The organism is Streptomyces similanensis (assembly GCF_039543625.1).
Lineage (GTDB): Bacteria > Actinomycetota > Actinomycetes > Streptomycetales > Streptomycetaceae > Streptomyces > Streptomyces similanensis.
Genome location: NZ_BAABKC010000019.1, coordinates 63,851 through 78,356, shown reverse-complemented (window position 1 = coordinate 78,356; position 14,506 = coordinate 63,851). Strand labels below are relative to the sequence as shown.

The 14,506-nt window shown below is 71.1% G+C and carries 10 protein-coding genes; 9 read left to right on the top strand and 1 reads right to left on the bottom strand.

Annotated elements, in window-relative coordinates:
* The first annotated feature begins 8 nt into the window (after window positions 1-8).
* From ABEB07_RS07355 to ABEB07_RS07345, 3 genes are all read left to right on the top strand, one after another.
* Window positions 9-1,091 (top strand): inositol-3-phosphate synthase, encoded by a 1,083-nt coding sequence (locus ABEB07_RS07355; protein ID WP_176149707.1) that lies wholly within the window; start codon window positions 9-11, stop codon window positions 1,089-1,091.
* A 96-nt stretch (window positions 1,092-1,187) separates the two neighbouring features.
* A complete protein-coding gene (locus ABEB07_RS07350) occupies window positions 1,188-2,450 on the top strand; it encodes an MFS transporter (protein WP_345667505.1) in 1,263 nt (420 codons plus the stop codon).
* Window positions 2,451-2,579: 129 nt separating this feature from the next.
* On the top strand, window positions 2,580-3,104 hold the full coding sequence (locus ABEB07_RS07345) for an LppU/SCO3897 family protein (RefSeq protein WP_176149709.1): 525 nt from the start codon (window positions 2,580-2,582) through the stop codon (window positions 3,102-3,104).
* A 147-nt stretch (window positions 3,105-3,251) separates the two neighbouring features.
* Here ABEB07_RS07345 and ABEB07_RS07340 read toward each other — a convergent pair whose 3' ends face one another.
* Window positions 3,252-4,715, bottom strand: coding sequence for a CCA tRNA nucleotidyltransferase (locus ABEB07_RS07340; RefSeq protein ID WP_176149710.1), 1,464 nt, complete (start codon window positions 4,713-4,715; stop codon window positions 3,252-3,254).
* Between the two features lie 244 nt (window positions 4,716-4,959).
* Here ABEB07_RS07340 and ABEB07_RS07335 point away from each other — a divergent pair, with 244 nt between their 5' ends.
* From ABEB07_RS07335 to trxB, 6 genes are all read left to right on the top strand, one after another.
* Complete coding sequence (locus ABEB07_RS07335) at window positions 4,960-7,431, top strand: DUF6049 family protein (RefSeq protein WP_345667504.1); 2,472 nt, start codon at window positions 4,960-4,962, stop codon at window positions 7,429-7,431.
* A gap of 45 nt (window positions 7,432-7,476) precedes the next feature.
* A complete protein-coding gene (gene murJ, locus ABEB07_RS07330; RefSeq protein WP_345667503.1) occupies window positions 7,477-9,870 on the top strand; it encodes a murein biosynthesis integral membrane protein MurJ in 2,394 nt (797 codons plus the stop codon).
* Between the two features lie 120 nt (window positions 9,871-9,990).
* Window positions 9,991-11,712 carry a protein kinase family protein gene (locus tag ABEB07_RS07325; protein ID WP_345667502.1) on the top strand — a complete coding sequence of 574 codons (1,722 nt, stop codon included), beginning with the start codon at window positions 9,991-9,993 and terminating at the stop codon, window positions 11,710-11,712.
* A 28-nt stretch (window positions 11,713-11,740) separates the two neighbouring features.
* Complete coding sequence (sigM, locus tag ABEB07_RS07320; RefSeq protein WP_176149714.1) at window positions 11,741-12,466, top strand: RNA polymerase sigma factor SigM; 726 nt, start codon at window positions 11,741-11,743, stop codon at window positions 12,464-12,466.
* Window positions 12,463-13,326 (top strand): zf-HC2 domain-containing protein, encoded by an 864-nt coding sequence (locus ABEB07_RS07315; protein ID WP_345667499.1) that lies wholly within the window; start codon window positions 12,463-12,465, stop codon window positions 13,324-13,326. Before sigM ends, ABEB07_RS07315 begins: the two co-directional genes overlap by 4 nt.
* A gap of 186 nt (window positions 13,327-13,512) precedes the next feature.
* Window positions 13,513-14,484, top strand: a complete 972-nt coding sequence (trxB, locus tag ABEB07_RS07310; RefSeq protein WP_164586626.1) for a thioredoxin-disulfide reductase — start codon at window positions 13,513-13,515, stop codon at window positions 14,482-14,484.
* Window positions 14,485-14,506: the final 22 nt, after the last annotated feature.

Sequence of the window (14,506 nt, the reverse complement as noted above, 5' to 3'; positions counted from 1 at the left end):
CAACCGGAATGGGTTCGGTTCGCGTAGCCATCGTCGGCGTGGGCAACTGCGCCGCATCGCTGGTGCAGGGCGTCGAGTACTACAAGGACGCCGACCCGGCGTCCAAGGTCCCGGGCCTCATGCACGTGCAGTTCGGCGACTACCACGTGCGGGACGTCGAGTTCGTCGCCGCCTTCGACGTCGACGCGAAGAAGGTCGGTCTGGACCTCGCGGACGCCATCGGCGCCTCCGAGAACAACACCATCAAGATCTGCGACGTGCCCTCCTCCGGCGTGACGGTCCAGCGCGGCCACACCCTGGACGGCCTCGGCAAGTACTACCGCGAGACCATCGAGGAGTCCGCCGAGGAGCCGGTCGACGTCGTCCAGATCCTCAAGGACCGCCAGGTCGACGTCCTCGTCTGCTACCTGCCCGTCGGCTCCGAGGACGCGGCGAAGTTCTACGCCCAGTGCGCCATCGACGCCAAGGTCGCCTTCGTCAACGCCCTCCCGGTCTTCATCGCCGGCACCAAGGAGTGGGCGGACAAGTTCACCGAGGCGGGCGTCCCGATCGTCGGTGACGACATCAAGTCGCAGGTCGGCGCCACCATCACGCACCGCGTCATGGCGAAGCTGTTCGAGGACCGCGGTGTCGTCCTGGAGCGCACCATGCAGCTGAACGTCGGCGGCAACATGGACTTCAAGAACATGCTCGAGCGCGAGCGCCTGGAGTCCAAGAAGATCTCCAAGACGCAGGCCGTCACCTCCCAGATCCCCGACCGGGACCTCGGCGAGAAGAACGTCCACATCGGCCCGTCCGACTACGTGGCCTGGCTCGACGACCGCAAGTGGGCCTACGTCCGCCTCGAGGGCCGCGCCTTCGGCGACGTCCCGCTGAACCTGGAGTACAAGCTCGAGGTCTGGGACTCCCCGAACTCCGCCGGCGTCATCATCGACGCCCTGCGCGCCGCGAAGATCGCCAAGGACCGCGGCATCGGCGGCCCGATCCTCTCCGCGTCCTCGTACTTCATGAAGTCCCCGCCGGTCCAGTACTTCGACGACGAGGCCCGCGAGAACGTCGAGAAGTTCATCCGCGGCGACGTCGAGCGCTGACGAGCCGCTCACCGAAACCGCTCCTGCCAGGGCTGCGGGGCCCCCGGACGCACCGCGCGTGCACCGGGGGCCCTCGCGTATGTGAGGCTGTGCCCCATGGCCGTCGTCCGTGACCTGCGCGTCCTGCTGCGCCTGCGGGACTTCAGGCGCCTGCTCGCGATACGGCTGCTGTCCCAGAGCGCCGACGGCGTCTACCAGGTGGCCCTCGCCACCTACGTCGTCTTCTCGCCCGAACACCAGACCTCGGCCGCCGCGATCGCCTCCGCCATGGCGGTGCTGCTGCTGCCGTACTCCCTGGTCGGCCCGTTCGCCGGCGTCCTGCTGGACCGCTGGCGGCGCCGTCAGGTGTTCCTCTACGGCAATCTGGTGCGCGCGGCGCTGGCGGCGGCCACCGCCACGCTGATGCTGGCCGGCGCCGCGAACTGGCTGTTCTACGTGTCCGCGCTGTGCGTCACCGCGGTCAACCGCTTCGTCCTGTCCGGGCTGTCCGCCGCGCTGCCCCGGGTGATCGACGCCGAGCGGCTGGTGACGGCCAACTCGCTGTCGCCGACCGCGGGGTCCCTGGCCGCGTTCGCGGGCGGCGGCCTCGCCTTCGTGGTGCGTCTGGCCGGGGCCGACTCCGACGCGGCCGTGGTGCTGCTGGGCGCCGCCCTGTACCTGTGCGCGGCCCTCGTGTCGCTGCTGGTGGCCCCGGAACTGCTCGGCCCGGACCGCCGCCCGGCACGGCCGCGGCTGGGCGCCGCGTTGGGCGGCACCGTCCGCGACCTGATGGCGGGCGTGGGGCACCTGGCCGAGCCGCGGCGCCGGGAGGCCGCGGGCGCGTTGGCCGCCATGACGCTGATGCGGTTCTGCTACGGCGCGCTGACCGTCATGGTGCTGATGCTGTGCCGCTACGGACTGACGTCGAGCACCGCCGAGGGGCTGCGCCTGCTCGGGCTCGCCCTCGGCTTCTCCGGGGCCGGATTCTTCACGGCCGCGCTGGTGACGCCCTGGGCCGCGGCGCGGTTCGGTCCCATCCGGTGGATCGTGGTGTGCGCCGGCGCCGCCGCCGTCCTCGAACCCGCTCTCGGCCTGCCGTTCGCCGGCGGCCCCCTGCTGGTCGCGGCCTTCGTGCTGGGACTGACCACCCAGGCCGCCAAGATCGCCACGGACACGGTCGTGCAGTACGAGGTCCAGGACGGTTTCCGCGGCCGGATCTTCTCCCTCTACGACGTCCTCTTCAACGTCGCCTTCGTCGGCGCGGCGGCCGTCGCCGCGCTGATGCTGCCGCCGGACGGCCGGTCGGCCGCCCTGGTGGTCACGGTCGCCGTGATCTACACAGTGGTTGCGGTGACTATGGCCCGGTATGCCCGCCAGTAAGTGTCACATCAGTGACACAGACTCCCGGTGAGGTAGGGGGATGTCAGTGAGGGCCTGTAGCTTACGTGCGTCTTATTTCGACGCCATGTTCGCGTCATCGTGCCGATGCTTCTCTAGGGGGACCCCCACGTGACCACTTCGCCGCCGCCCCAGGGCCCGAATCCGTACGCCCAGGCGCCCACCGCTCCCGCGGGGCAGCAGCCCGGTCAGCCGTACCCGCCGCAGCAGCCCGGCCAGCAGTACCCGCCGCAGCAGCCCTACGCCCCGTTCCCCCAGCAGCAGGGCGCGCCGGTTCCCCCGCCGCCCGCGCCGGCCGGCAAGCGCATCGGCAAGAAGGCCCTGCGCATCATCGGCGCGATCGTCGTCGCCGTCATCATCGCCGTGCTGAAGTTCGGCGCGGGCTGGTTCCTGACCCGTGACGACGCGGAGACCACCTCGGTCGGCTCCTGCATGCACAACGACGGCACCATGAGCAAGCCGGACCTCAAGGACGTCGGCTGCTCGTCCGGCAAGGCCGAGTACGAGGTCGTCGAGAAGTTCGACGGCTCCACCGACCAGGACAAGTGCAAGACCGTCTCCAACGCGACGATCTCCTACGTGCAGTACGGCGGCGGCCACGATGTCGTGCTCTGCCTGAAGGAAGTCAAGAAGTAACAGCCGCACGCATGGCGAAGGGGCGATGTTTCACGTGAAACATCGCCCCTTCGCCCTGCGGCGGACACGGGCGCGGAGTGGCGGAGCGTCGGCCGGGGCCGTGCCCACCCTCCATGTTTCACGTGAAACATGCCCCGGCCCGCGGCGTCAGCTCTGCTCGGCCCACCATTCCTTCAGGGCCGCCACCGCCGCGTCATGCTCCATCGGACCGTTCTCCAGACGCAGCTCCAGCAGGTGCTTGTAGGCCTGCCCGATCGCCGGTCCGGGTCCGACCCCCAGGATCTCCATGATCTGGTTGCCGTCGAGGTCCGGGCGGATGGAGTCCAGCTCCTCCTGCTCCTGGAGCTGGGCGATGCGCTCCTCCAGGCCGTCGTAGGCCCGGGAGAGCGCTGTGGCCCTGCGCTTGTTGCGCGTGGTGCAGTCGGAGCGGGTCAGCTTGTGGAGGCGGCCGAGGAGCGGCCCGGCGTCGCGGACGTAGCGGCGGACGGCGGAGTCCGTCCACTCGCCGGTGCCGTAACCGTGGAAGCGCAGGTGCAGCTCGACCAGGCGCGAGACGTCCTTCACCAGGTCGTTGGAGTACTTCAGGGCGGTCATGCGCTTCTTGGTCATCTTCGCGCCGACCACCTCGTGGTGGTGGAAGGAGACCCGGCCGTCCGTCTCGAACCGGCGGGTGCGCGGTTTGCCGATGTCGTGCAGCAGCGCGGCCAGCCGGAGGACGAGGTCGGGACCGTCCTCCTCCAAGGCGATCGCCTGCTCCAGGACGATCAGCGTGTGGTCGTAGACATCCTTGTGCCGGTGGTGCTCGTCCCGCTCCAGCCGCAGGGCCGGCAGCTCCGGCAGCACCCGGTCGGCCAGACCGGTGTCGACCAGCAGCGTCAGACCCTTGCGGGGGTGGGCGGAGAGGACCAACTTGTTCAGCTCGTCCCGGACCCGCTCGGCCGAGACGATCTCAATGCGTCCGGCCATGTCCTTCATCGCCGTGACGACCTCGGGCGCGACCTCGAAGTCGAGCTGGGCGGCGAACCTGGCGGCTCGCATCATGCGCAGCGGGTCGTCGGAGAAGGACTCCTCGGGGGTGCCCGGAGTGCGCAGCACCCGGGCCGCCAGGTCCTCCAGCCCGCCGTGCGGGTCGATGAAGACCTTCTCCGGCAGGGCCACCGCCATCGCGTTGACGGTGAAGTCCCGCCGGACCAGATCCTGCTCGATGGAGTCGCCATAGGACACCTCGGGCTTGCGCGAGGTGCGGTCGTAGGCCTCGGACCGGTAGGTCGTCACCTCGATCTGGAAGCAGCGCTCGACGCCCTCGACCCGGGCCTGCTTCTGGGCGCCGACCGTGCCGAAGGCGATCCCGACCTCCCACACCGCGTCCGCCCACGGCCGCATGATCTTCAGTACGTCCTCGGGGCGGGCGTCGGTGGTGAAGTCCAGGTCGTTGCCCAGCCGGCCGAGCAGCGCGTCCCGGACCGAGCCGCCGACCAGGGCGAGGGAGAACCCGGCCTCCTGGAATCGGCGCGCGAGGTCGTCGGCGACAGGGGCCACGCGCAGCAGCTCGCTCACCGCGCGCTGCTGTACCTGGCTCAGGGCAGGGGTGTCATCGTTGGCGTTCGGCACAACAGAAGAGAGTACGTGGCCCGGCGGCCCGACCGCTTCGCCGTCGCACCCCGCCGGGCACACCGCAAGCCGGACCTACGTGACACAACGAACACAATCCCCGGATACCTCTATATACAGGCTGCCGCCGCCCGCCCGCCGATCTTGTGACCGCCTCCGCGGCACTTACCCTCAGCGGGCATCGTTACCATGCGGGGACGCACATTGCGACGACCACTGACGACGACGAGGGACGGGCGAGCGCGTGGCCGAGGCGGCAGACTTCCAGGGGACCAGTCCCTCACCTGCCCGCCGCCTGCTGCGGCGCACCGGGGCACTGCTCGCCGGAGCGCCGCTGTTGGCCGCTCTGTTCCAGCTGCCCGCCGCTCCGGCCGCACACGCCACGGGCCGGACCGCCGTCCAGGCGGCCTCCGGATCGCGCACGGTGGCCGTGTCCGTCGACTCCCTCACGCCCAGCACTCCCTCGGACGGGGACACGCTGACCGTCTCGGGCACGGTGACGAACAACGGCAGGCAGGCGGTCACCGACGCCCATGTCGGCCTGCGGGTGGGACAGCGTCTGGAGACCCGCTCCGCCATCGACGACGTCGCCCGGAACACCGAGTACGACCCGTTCTCCGACGGCTCGGAGGTCGGCGGCAAGTACGTCCAGAAGTTCGCCCGGCTGGCCCCCAAGGTCGCCCAGCGCTTCAGCATCGCCGTTCCGGTCAGCAAGCTGGACCTCTCCTCGGACGGCGTCTACGAACTCTCCGTCTCCCTGTCGGGGCAGACCTCCTCCGAGGCGTGGGAACAGGTGCTGGGCGTCCAGCACACGTTCCTGCCCTGGCAGCCCGACGACGCGGGCACCAAGACGAAGACGACCTACCTGTGGCCGCTGATCTCCACGGTGCACATGACGGCGGAGACGGGCCCCGGAACCCAGCAGGTCCCGGTCTTCCTCAACGACGACCTCGCCAACGACCTCGCCCCCGGCGGCCGCCTGGAGCGGATGCTCTCGCTGGGCAAGGACCTCGACGTCACCTGGGTGATCGACCCCGATCTGCTGGCCTCGGTCGACGCGATGACCCGCAGCTACCGCATCCGGACCAGCAGCGACGCCACTCCCGTCGCCGGCACCCACCAGGCGGTGGCCAAGCAGTGGCTGGCCCAGCTTCAGCAGGCGGTGGCCGGCAAGGAGGTCGTGGCGCTGCCCTTCGCCGACCCGGACCTGGCCTCCCTCGCCCACAACGGCACGAGCGTCACCGGATCGCTGAGCCAGCTCAAGGACGCCACCGACGTGGCCGCCAGCACGGTGGAGACGGTGCTCCACGTGAAGCCCGACACGGACTTCGCCTGGCCGGTGGACGGCGCCGTCGACCCGTCGATCGTCCGGGTCGCCACCTCGGCGGGCGCGGACAAGGTCATCGCGCGCAGCGACAGCCTGGAGGAGTCCGACGGGCTGACCTACACGCCCTCGGCCGCCCGCCCGATCGGCGGCGGCACCACCGCGGTCGTCGCGGACGCCCGGCTGTCGACGGCGTTCGAGGGCGATCTGACGCGAGCCGACGCCGGTGTCCTGGCCGTGCAGCGGTTCCTCGCCCAGAGCCTCGAACTCAACGGCCAGACCGGCAAGCAGCGCAGCATCGTCGTCGCCCCGCAGCGGATGCCCAGCGCAAGCCAGGCCCAGGCCATGGCACAGGCGCTGACCACCCTCCAGCAGAGCACCTGGTCCCAGTCGCAGCCCCTGAGCGCGGCCGCCAGGGCCAAGCCCGACCCCGATGCCACGACGAAGGTCCCCTCGGCCTCCCATTACCCGTCCGCGCTGCGCAAGCAGCAGATCCGCGGCTCGGCGTTCACCGAGATCGCCAGGACGAAGGACAAGGTCGACAACTTCAAGGTCGTCCTCACCGACGAGTCGCGGGTCGTCACGCCGTTCGGGCGGGCCATGAACCGGGAGATGTCCACGTCATGGCGCGACCGGCGGCGCGCCGCCGCCGACTTCCGCGACGGCGTGGAGGACTACCTCGACGACATCTCCGAGCAGGTCAAGCTGATCGACAAGTCGGAGACCAAGCTCTCCGGCCACAGCGCCACGATCCCCGTCACCGTGCAGAACAACCTGGTGCAGGGCGTCGACCACCTGGTCCTGCGCCTCACCTCGACCAACCCCACCCGCCTCAAGATCGTCGGACGGGCCTACTCGGAGCAGCCGGTCGCCGTCTCCGGCGGCCACAGCCAGTCGGTGAAGTTCACCACGTCGGCCAACGCGAACGGCCCCGTCTCGGTGATCGCCCAGCTGTACACGCAGGACGGCCGGCCGTACGGCGCGCCCGTCGTCTTCGACGTGAAGGTCACCGAGATCACCGCCACGGTGATGCTGGTCATCGGCGGCGGCGTCCTCCTCCTCGTCCTCGCCGGCTTCCGCATGTACACCCAGCGCAAGCGCGCCGCGGCCAGGGAGGACGCCGGAACCGGGCATGACCCGGACGAACCGGGGGAGGGCTCGGAGGACGCCGGGACGGCCGATGAGGCCGATGAGGCCGACGAGGCCGACGAGGACACGGACCGGCCGCGGGAGGACCGGACCGAGAACCTCACGGGCGCCGCCGAGCGTCTCACGGAAGAACCGGGCACCCGGTCCCGGGCCGAGGGCCCGGAGCAGCCGAGTGACCCGACACCGGACACCGCAGCGGAAAACGCCGACCCGTCCGGCACGGGTGAGAAAGTGGACCGTTGAGGATGTCGTGGCCCGGAGGGCCCGGGACGATGAGGTGGGGTAGCCATGAACGCGCCGTACGACGGTGACCGCGGCCAGGCCGTGGGCGGCTCGGGGCGCCCCGATGCCCCGCCGCCCGAGCACGGCCAGGCGCCGCAGCAGCATCCGGCGGACATGTACCTCCAGGACGCCTACGCCGAGGATCCCTACCGGGCGCAGGACCTCACCGCCCAGGACCCGGTCGGCGAGGCGCTGTACGACCGCGCCGCGCACCCGCCGCCGCCCCCGGGCGCCTACGAGCCCCAGCAGCCGCTGTACGGCAACCCGCCGCAGTCGCCGTACGCGCCCGACCCGCGGGTGTGGGCCCAGACCCCGCCGCCCGAGCCGTCCGGCGCCACCCAGCACCTGCCCTACGGCGAGGACCCCCGCACCACGCAGTTCGTGGGGGTCGACGACCTGGTCAGCCACTCCGGCGAGGAGTACCAGGAGCCGGACGCCTTCGCCCACCTCTTCCGCGACCAGCAGCAGAGCGGCTACCAGGGGCCCCGTCACGGCGACGTCCAGGGTCCCGAGCAGGGCTACCAGAACTACCAGCAGGGCTACCAGGACCCCCGTGCGGGCGGCTACCAGTCCGCCGGTCAGTACGGCTACCAGGCCCAGCATCAGGAGACGAGCGCCTACCCGCCCATGGGCGTGCCCGCCAATCCCGGCGCCGCCCCGGTCCCCGCCGCCGGCCAGGGCCCTGCCGGTCCCTACGCGCCCGCCCCGGTCGACGTCACCGTCCAGGCGGCCGTCGCCGCACCCCCCGAGGCCCCGGCCGCCAAGAAGGGCGGCAAGGCCTCCGGCCTGCTGAAGTCGAGCGCCGTGATGGCGGCGGGCACGCTGGTCTCCCGCCTCACCGGCTTCGTCCGGTCGGCGCTGATCGCCTCGGCCCTCGGCATCGGCGTACTCGGCGACACCTTCCAGGTGGCCTACCAGCTGCCGACGATGATCTACATCCTGACCGTCGGCGGTGGGCTCAACTCCGTCTTCGTGCCCCAGCTCGTGCGCAGCATGAAGGAGGACGAGGACGGGGGCGAGGCGTATGCCAACCGGCTGCTGACCCTCGTCATGGTCGCGCTGGGCGCGCTGACCGTCCTGGCGATCCTCGCCGCCCCGCTCCTGATCCGTCTGCTGTCCGACTCGGTCGCCAGCGACCCGGCCTCCAACCGGGTCGGCATCACCTTCGTCCGCTACTTCCTGCCCTCGATCTTCTTCATGGGCGTCCACGTGGTGATGGGGCAGGTCCTCAACGCACGCGGCAAGTTCGGCGCGATGATGTGGACCCCGGTCCTGAACAACATCGTCATCATCGTGTCGCTCGGCATGTTCATCTGGGTGTACGGCACCTCGGCCGACTCCGGCCTGAAGGTCACGAACATCCCGGCCGAGGGCCAGCGGCTGCTGGGCGTCGGCGTGCTGCTCGGCCTGGTCGTGCAGGCCCTGGCGATGATCCCGTACCTGCGCGAGACCGGGTTCCGGCTGCGGCTGCGCTTCGACTGGCGGGGCCACGGCCTCGGCAGGGCCGCGACCCTGGCCAAGTGGACGGTCCTGTTCGTCCTCGCCAACCAGGCGGGCGCCCTCGTCGTCTCGCAGCTGTCCACCGCCGCCGGCAAGCACTCCGGCGTGGGCGGCACCGGCTTCTCCGCCTACGCCAACGCCCAGCTGATCTGGGGCCTGCCGCAGGCCATCATCACCGTCTCCCTGATGGCCGCCCTGCTCCCGCGGATCTCGCGCTCCGCGTCCGAGGGTGACGGCGGCGCCGTCCGCGACGACATCTCCCAGGGCCTGCGCACCACGGCCGTCGCCATCGTGCCGATCGCCTTCGGCTTCGTCTCGCTCGGCATCCCGATGTGCACGCTGATCTTCGGTTCCTCGGGCACCAGCGACGCGACGCACATGGGCTACATGCTGATGGCCTTCGGCCTCGGCCTGATCCCGTACTCCGTCCAGTACGTCGTCCTGCGCGCCTTCTACGCCTACGAGGACACCCGGACGCCCTTCTACAACACCGTCATCGTGGCCGCCGTCAACGCCGGCGCCTCGGTCCTGTGCTACTTCCTGCTGCCCGACCGCTGGTCGGTGATCGGCATGGCCGCCGCCTACGGCCTCGCCTACGCCATCGGCGTCGGGGTCGCCTGGAACAGGCTGCGCAAGCGGCTCGGCGGCGACCTCGACGGCTCGCACGTGCTGCGGACCTACGCACGGCTGTGCATCGCCTCCGTGCCGGCCGCGCTCGTCAGCGGCGTCGCCTGCTACGGCGTCGGACACACGCTGGGCCAGGGGGTCGTCGGCTCGTTCGCGGCGCTGGTGGCCGGCGGCGTCCTGCTGTCCGGCATCTTCTTCGTGGCCGCCCGCCGGATGCGGATCGAGGAACTCAACTCGCTCGTCGGTATGGTCCGGGGGCGGCTGGGGCGTTGAGGCGGGGGTAGGCGCACAACCATCGGCCATGGCTGTGTGTCGTGCATAGCAGCGGTCTGTGGGCACAATTGGTTTCGGCGTCGGACAACGCGCGATGGACATGGGGAGGCAGGAGCGACGGTGGCGGAACGGAGCACGGCTGCCGTCGACGTGGCAGACAACAGCGGTGACGAGCCGCTGACCGCCCAGGCGGGCCAGGCCACGGCCGACGGGGTGGCCGAGACGCGGGAGCGGAGCACGGACATCGACGAGGGGCAGGGGAGCGGCGGGACCGAGCGTCCCGGAACGAGGACCTCACCACCTGAGCTGCACAGCGGACACAAGCTGGCCGCCCGCTACCGACTCGAGGAGTGCGTCACCCGGCTGGACGGGTTCAGCAGCTGGCGTGCCGTGGACGAGAAGCTGCGCCGGGCCGTCGGCGTGCACATCCTGCCCGCCTACCATGCGCGCGCCCGCTCGGTACTGGCCGCGGCACGCTCCTCCGCCCTCCTCGGCGACCCCCGTTTCGTCCAGGTGCTCGACGCCGTCGAGGAGAACGACCTCGTCTACGTCGTCCACGAGTGGCTGCCCGACGCCGTCGAACTGACCACCCTGCTGTCCGCCGGACCGCTGGAACCGCACGACGCCTACCAGCTGGTCAGCCAGATCGCCTCCGCTATGGCCACGGCGCACCGCGAGGGCCTCGCCCATCTGCGGCTGAACCCCAACGCCGTGCTGCGTGCCTCCACCGGCCAGTGGCGCATCCGCGGCCTCGCCGTGAACGCCGCGCTGCGCGGCATCAGCTCCGACACCCCGCAGCGCACCGACACCGAGGCGATCGGCGCCCTGCTCTACGCGGCGCTCACGCAGCGCTGGCCCTACGACAACGACGCCTACGGCCTGTCCGGCCTGCCCAAGGACATCGGTCTCATCCCGCCCGACCAGGTACGCGCCGGCATCCACCGCGGCCTGTCCGAGCTGGCCATGCGCGCCCTCGTCAACGACGGCGCCACCGCCTCCCGCCACGAGTCGCCGTGCACCACCCCCGAGGAGCTGGTGAAGGCGATCGGCGAGATGCCGCGCATCCGCCCGCCGGAGCCCGCGTTCACCGCCCCGCCGGAGTACCAGAGCACGTCGTACCAGCAGGGCGCCTACGGTCGTCCGGCTCCGCGCCCCGGCATCCCCCAGCCGGTCCCGGCCCCGCCGCCCCCGCTGCAGAGCCGCACCGGCAAGGCCCTGAAGTGGGCCGTCTCCGCCCTCCTGATCGCCGCGCTCGGCCTGGGCAGCTGGCAGCTCGCGGACGCCCTGATGGAGAAGGGCGGCAAGTCCGGCGAGGACAACCGGACCCAGACCCAGGACAGCAGCGACAAGAAGGCCCAGCTGCCGAAGCCGGCCGCCCCGATCAAGATCCAGGGCGCCCAGGAGTACGTCGCCAGCGGCGAAGCGCAGGCCAGAGAAGACGTCGGCAAGACCTACGACGACAGCGCGTCGACATACTGGCGGACCAACCGCTACAACGACGGCCCGACCCTGGCCCCCTACAAGCCGGGCGTGGGCATCGTCTACGACCTCGGCTCCGCCAGGACGCCCGCCACGGCGTCCATAGGGCTGCGCTACAACGGCGACCACACCACGATCCACCTCTACGCCACGGACTCCCTGACCCCCTCGACCGGTGTCGACGGGATGAAGGAGATCGGAACCGCCACCACCACCGGGACCTCGCTCACGGTGAAGGCGTCGAAGTCCGTGAAGACGCGCTACGTGCTGCTGTGGATCACGGACGTACCCATGGCTCCCAGCGACGGTTACAGCGGAGCCGGCTACAAGCAGGCCGTCACCGATGTGAAGTTCACGGGCTGACGCCCTCGGGTGAGGGGGAGGGGGCCCGATGGCGGACGAGACCGCCTACGGCGACGCGAGCGACCATGACCTCCTGTCCCGTCATGTGGCGGGCGACCACGACGCCTTCGGTGAGCTGGTACGGCGTCACCGCGACCGCCTCTGGGCCGTCGCCCTGCGGACGCTGGGGGACCGCGAGGAGGCCGCCGACGCCGTCCAGGACGCGTTCGTCTCCGCCTACCGGGCCGCCCACACCTTCCGCGGTCAGTCGGCCGTCACGACCTGGCTGCACCGGATCACCGTGAACGCCTGCCTGGACCGGGTCCGCAAGGCGGCCACGCGCAAGACCTCGCCCGTGGACGACGCCGAGCGGCTGGAACACCTGCTGGAGCCGCACGAGTCCGCCTCGGCGCCCGCCGAGCGCCACGACGTGCGGCGCCAGCTCGTCGCCGCGCTCGGCACCTTGCCGCCCGACCAGCGGGCCGCCCTGGTGCTCGTGGACATGCAGGGCTACCCGGTCGCCGAGGCCGCCCGCATCCTGGAGGTGCCCACCGGCACGGTCAAGAGCCGCTGCGCCCGGGGCAGGGCCAGACTCCTGCCGCTGCTCACCCACCTCAGACCGGGCGGCACGGGCGCCGGGAAAGAGCCCGGCGCGGAACGGAACCGGGCACGGGGGGCATCCGTCCCACCGGCGGCGAGTCCCGGCGGCCCCGACGCGCAGGACCCCGGGCCAAGTGATCCAGCTGCTGTGAAGGGCGGAGGTGGGCGAGCGTGACATCCACGACGGACACGGCCGGGCACCCGGACGTCACCGAGATCTCCGACCTCACCGAAGGCCTGCTCACCACCGCCCGGGCCGAGGAGCTGCGTCGGCATCTGGACGGCTGCGTCCCCTGCGCCGATGTGCACGCCGCGCTCGAGGAGATCCGCAGCCTGCTCGGCACGTCGCACGGCTCGCAGGAGGCGATGCCCGACGACATCGCGGACCGGATCGACGCCGCCCTGGCAGCCGAGGCCGGCGACGGCACCCATGTTTCACGTGAAACGGCGGCCTTGGACCGTCCCGCGGGCCGCGCACGCACCCCCAGCACCGGCCCGGGCCGCAAGAACCGTGCGCCTCGCGGCCGTCGCCGGATCGCCGTCCTGGGCACCGCGTTCACCGTCGCCGCCCTCGGTGTCGCCTCGGTGGTCGTGGTCTCCCTCCACGACGACCAGGACGCCGGCACCACCGCTCACGGCCGGCCGAGCGCCGCGGCGGACACCTTCTCCGAGGGCGCCCTGCCCCAGCAGGTGTCCGGCCTGCTCGCCAAGGCGACCCAGAACTCACCCAACCCGGCCCACCCGCCGCACAGCTTCGGCCTGGAGTCGGACAAGGGCAGCGGCAAGCCGCACGTCCTCAAGAGCGAGCCCACCGTCCCGCTCCCCTCCTGCGTCCAGCAGGGCCTCAACAGCGCCGAGTCCCCGCTCGCGGCCAAGGCCGGCATCTACGACGGCAAGGACGCCTATCTCGTCGTCCTGCCCGACGCCGAAGGCGACCCGACCCGTGTCACGGCCTACCTGGTGGACGCGACCTGCGTGCGCCATCCCTCGGTCGCGGCCAAGGTCCTGCTGAACCGCTCCTATCCTCGTTCCTGAGACCCCACGTCCCGGACACACGGACGCTTGGCCCCTTCGCTGCGCGGTATCCCGTACGTGGGGGCGCTCGCGTGTGCCCGGGCAGAGCGGGAATGCGCGCCCCTTAGGATCCGTTGGGTGGGGTGAGAGCAGAGAGAAGGGCTCCCCCCGGCCGTAGGACACAGTCCAGAGACGAGGAATCAAGCCGTGAGCGACGTCCGTAACGTGATCATCATCGGCTCCGGGCCTGCCGGCTACACGGCGGCGCTCTACACCGCGCGTGCCTCGCTGAAGCCGCTGGTGTTCGAGGGTGCCGTCACCGCGGGTGGTGCGCTGATGAACACCACCGAGGTGGAGAACTTCCCGGGCTTCCGCGACGGCATCATGGGCCCCGACCTCATGGACAACATGCGTGCCCAGGCCGAGCGCTTCGGCGCCGAGCTGGTGCCGGACGACATCGTCTCCGTCGACCTGTCGGGCGAGATCAAGACCGTCACGGACACCGTGGGCACGGTGCACCGGGCGAGGGCCGTCATCGTCACCACCGGCTCGCAGCACCGCAAGCTGGGCCTGCCGAACGAGGACGCGCTGTCGGGCCGCGGTGTGTCCTGGTGCGCCACCTGCGACGGCTTCTTCTTCAGGGACCAGGACATCGCCGTGATCGGCGGCGGCGACACCGCGATGGAGGAGGCCACCTTCCTCTCGCGCTTCGCCAAGTCCGTGACGATCGTGCACCGCCGGGACACCCTGCGCGCGTCCAAGGCGATGCAGGAGCGCGCCTTCGGCGACCCGAAGATCAAGTTCGTCTGGGACAGCGAGGTCGCCGAGATCCAGGGCGAGCAGAAGCTCTCCGGCCTGAAGCTGCGCAACCTCAAGACGGGCGAGCTCTCCGACCTCCCGGTGACGGGACTGTTCATCGCGATCGGCCACGACCCGCGGACCGAGCTGTTCAAGGGCCAGCTGGACCTGGACGACGAGGGCTACCTGAAGGTGCAGTCCCCCTCGACGCGCACCAACCTCACGGGTGTCTTCGGCGCCGGCGACGTCGTCGACCACACCTACCGCCAGGCCATCACCGCGGCCGGTACCGGCTGCTCCGCGGCTCTCGACGCCGAACGCTTCCTCGCCGCCCTCGCGGACAACGAGCAGAAGGCGGAGCCCGAGAAGAGCACTGTCTGACCTCCCGCCCCACCCCACCGCA

Excerpts from the sequence above, each read along its gene's own strand:
- ABEB07_RS07355 (WP_176149707.1), top strand. The coding sequence starts at position 9 with ATGGGTTCGGTTCGCGTAGCCATCGTCGGCGTGGGCAACTGCGCCGCA.
- ABEB07_RS07350 (WP_345667505.1), top strand. The coding sequence starts at position 1,188 with ATGGCCGTCGTCCGTGACCTGCGCGTCCTGCTGCGCCTGCGGGACTTC.
- murJ (WP_345667503.1), top strand. The coding sequence starts at position 7,477 with ATGAACGCGCCGTACGACGGTGACCGCGGCCAGGCCGTGGGCGGCTCG.
- sigM (WP_176149714.1), top strand. The coding sequence starts at position 11,741 with ATGGCGGACGAGACCGCCTACGGCGACGCGAGCGACCATGACCTCCTG.